Annotated in this window: 11 protein-coding genes; 6 read left to right on the forward strand and 5 right to left on the reverse strand. The window is 37.5% G+C overall.

Translation table 11 applies throughout. The features are described 5' to 3' along the window. Positions 1-288: 288 nt before the first annotated feature. The 5 genes from SOP96_RS16795 to SOP96_RS16815 all read right to left on the reverse strand — a co-directional run bounded on the left by SOP96_RS16795 (position 289) and on the right by SOP96_RS16815 (position 5927). A complete protein-coding gene (locus SOP96_RS16795) occupies positions 289-756 on the reverse strand; it encodes a thiol:disulfide interchange protein (protein WP_326322053.1) in 468 nt (155 codons plus the stop codon). 6 nt (positions 757-762) lie between these two features. Further along, entirely contained in the window at positions 763-2823 is a 2061-nt protein-coding gene (locus SOP96_RS16800; protein WP_326322054.1) for a TonB-dependent receptor plug domain-containing protein, read from the reverse strand. A 122-nt stretch (positions 2824-2945) separates the two neighbouring features. After that, positions 2946-4358, reverse strand: coding sequence for an alkaline phosphatase (locus SOP96_RS16805; RefSeq protein ID WP_326322055.1), 1413 nt, complete (start codon positions 4356-4358; stop codon positions 2946-2948). A 12-nt stretch (positions 4359-4370) separates the two neighbouring features. Next, a complete protein-coding gene (locus tag SOP96_RS16810) occupies positions 4371-5573 on the reverse strand; it encodes a GTP-binding protein (protein ID WP_326322056.1) in 1203 nt (400 codons plus the stop codon). Positions 5574-5588: 15 nt separating this feature from the next. Continuing rightward, complete coding sequence (locus SOP96_RS16815) at positions 5589-5927, reverse strand: MerC domain-containing protein (RefSeq protein WP_326322057.1); 339 nt, start codon at positions 5925-5927, stop codon at positions 5589-5591. A gap of 324 nt (positions 5928-6251) precedes the next feature. On the opposite strand from SOP96_RS16815, the gene SOP96_RS16820 reads away from it, so the two are divergent. The 6 genes from SOP96_RS16820 to SOP96_RS16845 all read left to right on the forward strand — a co-directional run bounded on the left by SOP96_RS16820 (position 6252) and on the right by SOP96_RS16845 (position 12563). Continuing rightward, entirely contained in the window at positions 6252-7439 is a 1188-nt protein-coding gene (locus SOP96_RS16820; RefSeq protein ID WP_326322058.1) for a homogentisate 1,2-dioxygenase, read from the forward strand. 160 nt (positions 7440-7599) lie between these two features. Continuing rightward, positions 7600-8874 carry an acetyl-CoA hydrolase/transferase family protein gene (locus SOP96_RS16825; RefSeq protein ID WP_326322059.1) on the forward strand — a complete coding sequence of 425 codons (1275 nt, stop codon included), beginning with the start codon at positions 7600-7602 and terminating at the stop codon, positions 8872-8874. A 118-nt stretch (positions 8875-8992) separates the two neighbouring features. Beyond that, on the forward strand, positions 8993-10123 hold the full coding sequence (hppD, locus tag SOP96_RS16830; protein ID WP_326322060.1) for a 4-hydroxyphenylpyruvate dioxygenase: 1131 nt from the start codon (positions 8993-8995) through the stop codon (positions 10121-10123). A 69-nt stretch (positions 10124-10192) separates the two neighbouring features. Continuing rightward, entirely contained in the window at positions 10193-10675 is a 483-nt protein-coding gene (locus tag SOP96_RS16835; protein ID WP_326322061.1) for a hypothetical protein, read from the forward strand. 114 nt (positions 10676-10789) lie between these two features. Beyond that, positions 10790-12037: a fumarylacetoacetase gene (fahA, locus tag SOP96_RS16840; protein WP_326322062.1), complete on the forward strand. Its 1248-nt coding sequence runs from the start codon at positions 10790-10792 to the stop codon at positions 12035-12037. 190 nt (positions 12038-12227) lie between these two features. Further along, on the forward strand, positions 12228-12563 hold the full coding sequence (locus SOP96_RS16845) for a GxxExxY protein (RefSeq protein WP_326322092.1): 336 nt from the start codon (positions 12228-12230) through the stop codon (positions 12561-12563). Positions 12564-12616 lie beyond the last annotated feature (53 nt).

Raw genomic sequence — 12616 nt, forward strand, 5'->3', positions numbered from 1 at the left:
TTTTTTTTTTTTGGGGGGGGGGGGGCGGCTCCCCCCCCCCCCCCGAAACAAAAAAATGAGCTCAAACAAAGCTTCAATCAGGGCTAAAGTTGTCGACAACATTATAACTCTCCGGAAAATCTATAACTGCTTAATAATAACTAAAAGCAAAATCAAATCTGCGTAATTCGAGAGACCTGCGGAATTATTTTGTCAGCATCCAAACTGCAATTTAAATACTGTTGAGATTCTTTCAGGACAATAACTCCGGGAAAAGCAATAATGCAATTGATAAAAATCAGCTAAAAACTAAAAATTCAAAATCTCAATAAGCTTTTTCTTCAATTTTTCGGAAGTAAATATACCCTCATGGTATTCAACCAAAACTCCGTTTTTATCTAAGACTATCCATAACGGATAAACAGGTTGCTCTTTATTCCTTGATAATGCCAAAGCCAGCTCATGAATTCCGGAATTTCCGTTGGGTAAATAACCAAAATCTTTACCCTGAAACCTGATTTTTTCTTTCGTTTTTTCAGCCTCAAAATCAATCATGTAAAATTTTTCGTTAAGCAAACGAATGAGATCTTTATTTTTATTCAATTCATAAGATTCAATTTTACAAACAGAGCACCAATCGGTATAAATATGTATGATAACCGGTTTTTTGTCTTGTTTCTGCTGAGCTTCCATATCATGAAAAGTGCCTGTCTTGATCTGTGAAAGAAAAAAACATGGCACTAACATTAAAAATAAAAATATCGTTAAGCTTCTCATTTCATATTATTTCAGAATATATTTAATTCCTAAAAAACCTCTTATTCTCTGCATTGGCGCATATCCATACGTTGTATCAAAAGTATAATGATTAGGATTCGCTACAGGGTCGTCCACATACCGGTCGAAAGGATCAAACGGCCTCATCAAAGGATTGTTCGGAGTAAAATTAAACAGGTTTTTGATTCCGCAATATACTTCAAATCCAGATTTAAAACTTTTAGAAACCTGAATATTGGCTAATGTATAAAAAGGTGAATATTCCGGACGGTAATCATTCTGAAAGACCGGTAGCCGCATCGGTCCGTAGAATTGCCCTGTAAAGTCGATAGCCAGATTGCCTGCAAATTTATACGTTACATTATAGGTTCCGCTCCATTTCGGGGCGTGAAGCTGCTGTGATTTCTCCCTTTCGCCATCAAATTTCTGGTATACATCAAGATATGTAACACCTAACCCAACACTCAAAAGGAAGCTGAAACTGTAATCCACATTTAATGATGCGCCTCTTGAAATTCCAAAGCCATTCAGATTATCATAAATAATCTTTTCAGGATCCGTATCAAAATCTCCTACGATCTTATTGCTGAAATACGTATAGAAAGCGGAAGCATCAAGATTGATCAGGCTTTTTCCTGCCGGAATTTTCCAGATGTAATTCAGATTTCCATTCACTGATCTTTCAGGTTTTAAATCAGACTGAATAACCACTTCGCGCGAACCGGTAAGAGCTGCATGATCTTCTGTAAAAAGATTCACTACGCGAAATCCCGTTCCGAAATTAAACCGTATCGCATGATAGGGATTGGGAGAAAATTTCCACGCAAAACGAGGCGAATGTACTGCATGATGAATTTTATCATAATCGAACCGGTATCCCAGCAATATTGTATTTTTATCGTTGACTTCCCACTGATCCTGCACAAACGCTCCCAATATCGGAGATTTCATTGGAGCATTTGTGATACCGTCGTTAGAAAGGGTTCCCGGTGTATTGTCATCATAAAATGTTCTTTTCAGGGTCACTCCCGCCGTAATATCATGATTTCCGAATTTCCTGTCCCAATAAGTCTGTGCAAAAAGTACTTTCTGGGTTGCCGTGTAAAGATTGTTTCCATAAAAGGAATTCTGATCATGAAAATTATAGGAAAACTGTGTAACAATGTTTTCTTTCATAGGCCACTGATACACTCCAAATGCTTCTACCCGATTGGTATAAATACTTTCACCGTAAATGACATCACTTCCACGGTACGATTTATTCCACTGCATTTCTCCTCCAAACCGGTCTTCATATAAGTAACGCAATGCAAAGCTTGCCTGACGGTTTTCCTTACGTACGAAATTCCATTTGTTGAAGATGGAAATTCTGTTCTGTAATGCTCCGTCTGTGAAGTTGTCTTTGTTTTCATCAAATCTTTTTTCAAAATTAAAATAATTAAGGCTTAATAAGGAAGCGACATTTTTACCGAAATTAAATTTAGTGGAAAGATCGACATTATTTTCACTCCATGTTGTCGTCATAAGATTAACGCTCAATTTAGGAGCAGTCAGCGCATTTTTGGTAATGATATTGATGACACCACCCATTGCTTCGGAACCGTAAATGGATGATGCGGGACCTTTCACTACTTCAATCCGGTCGACAAGGCTGTTCGGAATTCCACTCAGTCCGTACACGGTAGAAAGGGAGCTTACAATAGGCATTCCGTCAATTAAAATCATCGTATAAGGTCCTTCCAGCCCATTGATATGAATATCTCCCGTATTGCAAACCGAACAGTTCAGCTGAGGCTGCACTCCGTTAACCATGGAAATAGCTTCAAAAATATTCGGTGTAGGATTTTTCTGGAAAAATTTCTGGCTGTAAATTTCTACGGGAACCGGACTTTTCGATTTGCTTACAGCTTTTATCGTTCCGGTGATCACAACATCATCAATTACGGTAGTTTTCTCCTTTTTATATTGAATGGTATCCTTTTGGGAAATATCAGCTCTCAGACTATCAGATTCTTGAGCTAATCCAAAAAAAGGGATCAAAGCAACAGCGTACAGTGTTTGTTTCATGAAATTTAATTGTTAGACAAATCTAACAAATTTTTACGAATTATAAAAAATTTTTTCTTAACTATTTTAATATACTCCTGAGGCAATAACACAAAACATAATGGAATACAATGAGACTTGTTTTAAAAGTTATTCTCCACTTCGGCAGCTTTCAGCATAAGATAATGCAGGTCTGTATTTTTCACAAATGGCTGCAAAAACTCACTTCCGGGTCCATAGATTGCCAGTTCAACGTAATCACTACTATGATCCATGCTAATCCACCCTACACTGTTATGCTTTTTCTGTATTTCCGAGAAAGCCCTGTAAGGTAATTTTTTGTAGTTATAAAGGCCTTCTTCATCTTTTTCTATACCGTTGTAAAAATTCAGGATACGTTTGGCTTCGTCATCGTAAACAGATATTTGATTGTTCTCTGCAATCCAGTCTTTAACTTGCTGAATGTTGAAATCTGCGTGAAGGTTATTAAGTAAATATTCATTCGTACATTTGTAATGGGCGATGCTGTTGAAATTTTTAGTTGCGTCTGCACCATAAATAGTTCCGGGATTGGCGTTACCGTGGTCTGTGGTAATAATCACCAACGTATTTTTATCTTTTTCTGCAAAAGCCATTGCGACTTTTATCGCTTCATCAAAAGCCAACTGATCGTGTAAAAGTGCTGAAACGTCGTTTGCATGTGCTGCCCAATCTACTTTTCCGGCTTCTATTTGCAGCACGAAACCTTCTTTGTTGTCTTTCATGTGTTCTATGGCGGCTTTTGCCATTTCAGCCAAGGTAGGCATGTGCTGTAAATTCGGTGTGTTATTTCTGTCAATTGTGTAAGGCAGAGCACCAGTATTGAAAACGCCCAAAACCGGCTTATTCTTATCGATGTTTTTTAAATCCGAACGATTTTTCAGAATTTGATATCCTCTTTTTTGGTAAGCAGCGTAGACATCTTTTTTATCGGTTCTTTTTTCCGGGTTAAAAAACTCATCGCCACCTCCCATCATGAAATCGAAACCAAATTCTCCATACATTTCAGCAATATCCGGCTCGGCACTTCTTTTGGCAGAATTGATGCAAAACCCGGCCGGTGTAGCATGGGTAATGGTTACCGTAGTCACACAGCCTGCTTTTTTACCTTTCTTTTTAAATTTTTGCCATATAGGAAGATAATGCTCCCCATTTATCCCCACGTTTAACGATCCGTTATTCACCCGAAAGCCACTTCCAAAAGACGAACTTGCCGCCGCAGAATCGGTAACGATGGAACTCGCAGATGCAGTATCCATCAACGCTCTGGAAACTTTATTTTCCAGATAAAGGTTCATCCAATGGGTTTCTTTGCCTAAGATATTCTTAGAGTACAAATTCGCCATGGAAAGTGTACCATTGCTCATCCCATCACTTATCATAAAGATGATGTTTTTGGCTTTTTTTCCTTTAAAGTTTAGCCGTTCATCATATTTTTTCCCAAATAAATCAAATGGATTTAATGTTAACGCACCTGTTAAAAGTACCGTTCTACTCAGGAATTTTCGTCTGTTCATTGCTGTTGAAAATTAAATATTTTTAGGAAAAGGATCTTCAAAAGAAATTTTCCGGTCAAACATATATTTCTCATTGTCTTTGAGAAGGCATTTTTCTAATTCAGCAATCATTTTTTCTTTTTCCAGATCCTGGCCGATGAATACCATTTCATTTTGTCGATCTCTCCAATCTTTGTCCCATTTACTTTCTATAAATTTTTGGTTTTCCGCAAATGAAGGATACATTGCTCTTTGGCTCATGGGCATACTGCACCACCAGACACCTGCTTTTTCTAATCGGAAGGAACCTCCTGCCTGGGAAAAGTTAAGCGCATCATTTGGCCTTGAAGCCAGCCAGAAAAGCCCTTTGGCACGCATTACGCCTTGTGGATATTTTTCATTGAGAAAATTCCAGAAACGCATTGGGTGAAATGGCTTTTTATGCCTGAAAACGAAAGAAGAAATTCCGTACTCTTCTGTTTCTGGAGTATGATGTGAGCTCTGAAGTTCTTTCTGCCAGCCCGCAGAAATCTGGGCAGTATCAAAATCAAAAAGGCCTGTATTAAGAATTTCTTTAGGATCTACCTTACCAAATTCCGAAGTAATAAATTTTGCGTCAGGATTGAGTTTTTTAATTGCTGCTTTCAGGAATTTTACACTGTCTTCATCAACAAGATCGGTTTTATTAAGAATTATGACATTGGCAAACTCCACCTGATCTGTAAGAAGATTTACAATGGTTCTGTAATCCCCTTTCATATCCGTCAAATCCCGGTCCATAAGCAAATCGCCTGATCCGAAATCTTTGAAAAAGTTAAGGCAATCTACAACGGTTACCATTGTATCTATGTAGCTAAACTGAGACAAATCAATCCCGCTTTCTTCATCAACATAGGAAAATGTCTGGGCAATCGGGACTGGCTCTGCAATACCGGTTCCTTCGATTAACAAATAATTGAACCTATTTTCTTTAGCAAGCTTTTCTACTTCTACCAGAAGATCTTCTCTCAAAGTACAGCAAATACAGCCATTGCTCATTTCAACTAAAGATTCTTCTGTCCTGGAAAGAGTGTTTTCGTTTTTCACCAATTGAGCATCTATGTTTACTTCACTCATATCATTCACAATGACAGCTACTTTCAACCGTTCTTTATTATGTAAAATATGGTTGAGCAAAGTTGTTTTTCCGGCTCCTAAAAATCCGCTAAGTACTGTAACGGGAATTCTATTCTGCATGATCAGGTAAATTATTTAATGTTTATGATTTTTGAAATTTAAAATATGAGCGGTGATCAAACCTGCTGCCCCGGCAAGAATTAATTCTGAATGAATATGAAACATAAAATCAAGTCCTACAGAAATACCAATTAATAAAATTGAAGACCAAAATAAAATTCTGAGGGTAATACTTTTGGTTTTTTTTGTAATGCGGAAAACAATGAATACACCGATAACGAAAAAGAATAAATCGATAAATGCGTTATGGGAAATCCCAAATGGCACGATCATTAATACAGGAAATGCGATACAGTGAATCAAACAAAGCAAAGCAGCTGAAGCTCCAAGTATATCTAAAATTTTTGTTTTCATTGTCTTATTGTAACTTTGTTGCAAAAGTAAATATAAATTTTAAAATCGCAACAATGTTGCATTAAATTAACAAAAAAATTCTGAATTATGAAATCAAAAAAACAGAAATATTGTTGTTAATTTAGCTTTTGAAATTGCTTTAAGTGGGTTTTGTCCTGCTTACTACTCTCAAGTATTAAGAAACTATTAAATAACTTTTTGAGAGAATTCAGTTTTCAAGCTTAATCAGGAATTTTCGGAAAACCTATAAAATCTAAGTGAAAAATTCGTAAAACTGATTTAATGAAAAAGTATTACATTTGAAAAACGACATATTAAAGTAAAATGAGATATCATCAGTCGGGAAATATTCCCCAAAAAAGACATACGATTTTCAAATCTCCGGAAGATAAATTTTACTATGAACAGCTTTTCGGGACCGAAGGCTTTCATGGAATTTCTTCTTTATTGTACCATATCCACCGTCCAACGCAGATCAAATCAATTGGTAATGCTAAAGATGTGACGCCCAAAATTGCTGTTGACAAAAATGTCACACCAAGAATGTTCAAGGGAATGAATGTAACCCCCGAAGATGATTTTTTAGACAGCAGAAAATTTCTCATGGTTAACAATGACCTTAAAATGGGACTTTCCAAACCGAGAAAATCAACAGATTATTTTTATAAAAATGCAGAATGTGATGAGCTTTTGTTCGTACATCAGGGAAACGGCATCCTTAAAACGTTTGTCGGCAACCTGGAATTTTCTGTAGGCGATTATTTAATTATTCCAAGAGGAACCATTTATCAGGTGGAACTGCATTCCGATGATACTGTTTTTTTCGTTTTGGAAAGCCACTCCCCGATTTACACTCCGAAAAGATACAGAAATGAATTTGGTCAGCTGCTGGAACATTCTCCGTTTTGTGAAAGAGATATCGTTGCACCAACTTTTGTGAAACCAAAAGATGAAAAAGGGGAATTTTTAATTAAAGTAAAAAAAGAAAACCAGATTACGGATTTTATTTACGCTACGCATCCTTTTGACGTAGTAGGATGGGACGGCTATTTTTATCCTTATAAATTCAACATTAAAAACTTTGAACCGATTACAGGAAGAATTCACCAGCCGCCGCCGGTACACCAGAATTTTGAAGGCCATAATTTTGTGGTGTGCTCATTCTGTGCAAGGATGTATGATTATCATCCGATGGCTATTCCTGCGCCATACAACCATTCGAATATCGATTCCGATGAAGTTTTATTCTACACCGAAGGAGATTTCATGAGCCGAAATCATATTGATCTGATGGACTTCACCCTTCATCCGGGCGGAATTGTACACGGCCCGCATCCCGGAGCAATGGAAAGAAGCATCGGGAAAAAATTCACCGAAGAATACGCAGTGATGGTTGATCCGTTCCGTCCCCTGAAAATCACGGAAGAAGCTTTAAAGGTGGAAGATCCATCCTATAAAACTTCATGGCTGGAGGAACAGGACAAAACGCTGGAAGACCGCTCTCAGGAATAATAAGAATTTCATAAAAATATTATAGTACCGAATCTGTCATGATTCGGTCTTTTTATATAACATGATTTATAGAATATGATAAAAATCTGATGATTTTTTGGGCTTTGTAAAAACAATATCAACTATCTTTAAGTCAGAAAAATTTATAAAAAAATTGAGTATGTACAATTATATCAGTGCAGAGGAAGCCATTTATACCATCAAAAGCGGAAACCGCGTTTTCTTCCATGGAAGCGCATGTACCCCTAACTATCTGATTGACGAATTGGCGAGACAGTCTCACCGGCTGGAAAATGTGGAAATGGTTTCCATTACCCAGCAGGGAAATGTTGAAATTGCCAAGCCTCAATATAAGGATAAATTTTTTGTCAATTCCCTGTTTGTTTCTACTCCGGTGAGAGACGCCGTAAACTCAGACAGAGGAGATTTTGTACCGGTTTTTTTAAGTGAAATTCCTATTCTTTTCAGGAAAAATATTCTGCCTTTAGATGTTGCTTTAATTACCGTTTCTCCTCCGGATAAGCATGGATTCTGTACTTTGGGAACTTCTGTAGACGTTGCCAGAGCAGCAGTAGACACAGCGAAAATCATTGTCGCAATTGTTAATCCTTTAATGCCGAGAACGCACGGTGACGGAATGATCCATATCAGCAGAATTACCAAATTGGTATGGCATGAAGAAGAACTTCCGACTGTTGATTACGGTTCTAAAGTGGGTACTGAAGAAATGGAAGTCGGGAAAAATGTGGCAGAACTCATTGAAGACCGTTCTACCCTGCAGATGGGAATCGGAACGATTCCGGATGCTGTTTTAAAATGCTTGGGAAATCATAAAGATCTTGGCGTTCATACCGAAATGCTGAGCGATGGTGTTATTGATCTTATCCAGAATGACGTGATCAACAATAAACATAAAGGATACAACGACAATAAAACAATTACAAGTTTCTGTTTCGGAACCAGAAGGCTTTATGATTATGTTGATGACAATACGGTATTTTCTTTTGACGACGTAAGCACGGTAAATTTCCCGATCAATATCATGAGAAATAAAAAAATGGTTGCCATTAATTCAGCCATTGAGATTGATCTTACCGGACAGGTTTGCGCAGATTCCATCGGAACCATTCAGTACAGCGGAATCGGAGGCCAGATGGATTTTATGAGAGGCGCCGCCTTAAGTGAAGACGGAAAACCGATCATTGCGATTACTTCAAGAACAAAGAAAGGAATATCCCGAATCGTTCCTTACCTGAAACCGGGAGCTGGTGTTGTTACGACAAGAGGCCATATTCACTGGGTAGTTACTGAATACGGAACCGCTTATTTATATGGTAAAAATTTAAAGCAAAGAGCACAGGAGCTTATCAGCATTGCGCATCCTGATGACCGGGAAATGCTGGAAAGGGCAGCTTACGAAAGGTTTAAGCATTAGTGATTATCATTTTAAATTAGTTTTCTGATGCTTACCTAACGTTTGTTTGTTAATATTTTTCGTATTAGTGAGAAATTCGTAATTTGCGTCCTATAAATATAAAAGTAAAAATAGAAATATGTCAACACTTACATTTGCCGAAAAAATTGCTCAAGCAGAAAATTTTTTACCGATCAATGGTACAGATTATATTGAGTTCTATGTAGGAAATGCAAAACAGGCTGCGCATTATTATAAAACCGCTTTCGGTTTCCAGTCTGTTGCTTATGCCGGTCCTGAAACCGGAGTGAGAGATCGTGCTTCATACGTTCTTCAGCAGGGAAAAATCAGATTGGTGCTTACAACAGGATTAAAATCTGATTCCCCAATCAATGAACACGTAAAAAAACATGGAGACGGCGTAAAAATTTTGGCACTTTGGGTGGATGACGCTTATAAAGCATTCGAAGAAACAACCAAACGAGGAGGAAAACCTTACCTGGAGCCGGTAACTTTAACCGATGAAAACGGTGAAGTAAAAATGTCCGGAATCTATACATACGGAGAAACCGTACACATGTTCATCGAAAGAAAAAACTATACAGGCCCTTTCATGCCGGGCTATGAAAAATGGGAGAGTGCTTATAATCCTGAAGAAGCAGGATTGCTTTACGTAGACCACTGTGTAGGAAATGTAGACTGGAACAGAATGATCCCTACCGTAGAATGGTACGAAAAAGTGATGGGATTTGTAAACATCCTTTCTTTTGATGACAAACAGATCAATACGGAATATTCTGCTTTAATGTCTAAAGTAATGTCAAACGGAAACGGATATGCAAAATTCCCGATTAATGAACCGGCAGAAGGCAAAAGGAAATCACAGGTAGAAGAATATCTTGATTTCTACGAAGGAGAAGGAGTACAGCATATTGCGGTAGCCACAAAAGACATCATCCATACCGTAACAGAACTGAAGAAACGTGGCGTTGAATTCCTTTCCGCTCCGCCGGAGGCTTATTATGATATGGTTCCTGAAAGAGTGGGACATATTGATGAAGATATTAAGAAACTTCAGGAGTTAGGCATCCTTATTGATCATGATGAAGAAGGCTATTTATTACAGATCTTTACAAAACCTGTAGAAGACCGCCCTACTCTTTTCTTTGAAATCATTGAAAGACACGGCGCACAAAGCTTCGGAGCAGGAAATTTCAAAGCACTATTTGAAGCGCTGGAAAAAGAGCAGGAAAGAAGAGGAAATCTTTAATTTTAATAACAATATCAAGTTTTGTCAGGATCAAAAGTCTTGACAAAACTTTTTTATAAGCACATCATTATGAGGAAAACATTATTAGCAATTCTATTTGCCGGGGCAATATGTACTGCAAAAGCGCAGTACGGAACAATGGATCAGATTCTTACGCGGCTTGAAGAAAGATCGGGCGTGAACCAGAATCTGGAATCTGTGAATATTGACAACAAAAAATTTGTTTTCATCAAGGATGAGGCAGACCACACGGAAAGGGATTTTATTATTATCAAGGGAAGTAAAGCCACTTACGTAGAAGTATTCGACGACAAGGCGACTGGGAAAAGTACTTCCAACGTTTTTTCAGGAGATATCATCAGAAAGAAAAACATTATTTCTCTGAGAGCCGATATGCTGGAAAATCAGAAAGTTCCGATCCCGCTTACCAAAACATTACTTTTAACGAAGCAGGGCAATATCCTGTACCTCATTGACGTCAACACCAAAACCAGATGGATTGACGAAGCGGCCATTTCTGCCAACAAATCTAAAACTAAATCGAAAAAATAAATATTTGAAGCTTTTGTTTTGAATAAGCTTAAGCTAATATTTTAGAACAGATTCAAAATATATTAATTAAAAATTGTAACGGATTTTTGAATAAATCCACATAAACTCTAAATTATGAAATCATTTGTAGAATATTCCTCAGAATCAGATTTTTCCATCCATAATATTCCGTTCGGAGTAGCTGTTTTCAACAAAGAATACATCGGATGCTGCACAAGAATCGGAGATCAGGTCATTGACTTGGCAACGCTTTATGACTACGGGTATTTTGAAGAAATCGAAGGTCTGATAGAAAATGTATTTGAAGCGTATACGTTAAACGAATTTATAGAACTGGGAAAACCGATCACCAATGCAGTACGTCAAAAAATTCAACAATTGCTACAGGAAGATTCTATCTTGTCTAAAGACGAAAAAACAATTGAAGAAGCGTTCTACGATTTGGATAAAGTAAAAATGATGATGCCGGTACACATCCCGAATTACACAGATTTTTACAGCAGCATTGAGCATGCAACCAATGTGGGTAAAATGTTTAGGGATCCCGACAATGCTTTGTTGCCCAACTGGAAACATCTTCCGGTAGGATATCACGGAAGGGCATCTTCCATTGTTGTATCCGGAACCGAGATCAACCGTCCTAAAGGGCAGATGAAGCCTGCGGATGTTGAAAAGCCTGTTTTCGGGCCTTGCAAACAGCTTGATTTTGAACTTGAAATGGCCTTCATTATTAACAAAAACACCGAGATGGGCGAAAGCATTTCCACGAAAGAAGCAGAAGATGCCATCTTCGGAATGGTAATTTTCAACGACTGGTCGGCGAGAGATATCCAGTCCTGGGAATATGTTCCGCTCGGGCCATTTTTAGCTAAAAACTTCGGATCTTCCGTTTCGCCGTGGGTGGTTACTCTTGAAGCGCTTGAACCTTTCAGAACAGCTTCGCCAAAACAGGATCCGGAAGTATTGGAATATTTACAGTTTGAAGGTGATAAAAATTATGACATCAACCTTGAAGTGTATATTCAGCCTGAAAACGGAGAACAAAATTTAATCTCAGAAAGCAACTACAAGCATATGTACTGGAACATGACGCAGCAATTGGCGCATCATACGGTAAATGGCTGCAATGTTGAAGTTGGAGATATGTACGCCAGCGGAACTATTTCAGGAAGCGATCCTAAATCTTTCGGTTCTATGCTCGAACTGACGTGGAGAGGCCAAAACCCTATCACGTTAAGCAACGGCGAAGAAAGAAAATTCATTAACGATAATGATACTGTGACGATGAAAGCCTGGGCTGAAAAAGATGGCGTGAGAGTGGGCTTCGGTGAAGTTTCAGGTAAAATTATTCCATCCAAATAATGTAATATCAAACATTAAACACATAAGTCACAAAGAGATTTTATCGTAAAAACGTTAGAGAAGAACACATAAGAATGAAAATCTTCGATTTTCGTTTCAGAGCACAAACAGATGAAAAAACTTACAAAAAAATATGTTAATGAACTTACATACAAAATAATTGGAGCATGTATTGAAGTTCATAAAGTTGTTGGCCCCTGGCCTGTGTGAAGATGTTTATCATAAATGCCTGGAAAGGGAGTTTGACCTGCTTGACATTCAATACGAAAGCGAGCTCGAAATACCGCTCATTTATAAAGATTTAAATATTAATTGTAAAGTAAAATGTGATTTCTTGGTCGAACATGCGATTATAGTAGAAATTAAATCGGTTGAAGAACTTCATAAAATTCATAAAGCACAAACTATGAACTATATGAACTTACTCAAAGTTCCGAAATCAATATTAGTTAATTTTAATGTTTATAATTTATACAGTGAGGGGACTGAAACTTTTGTTAGTAAAGATTTTAAAAAACTCAGTTAATGAAAATCTTGATTTTCTATCTAATGTGTTCTAAAATATTTTCAATATAATAA

This window comes from Chryseobacterium salviniae, assembly GCF_035819015.1.
Lineage (GTDB): Bacteria > Bacteroidota > Bacteroidia > Flavobacteriales > Weeksellaceae > Chryseobacterium > Chryseobacterium salviniae.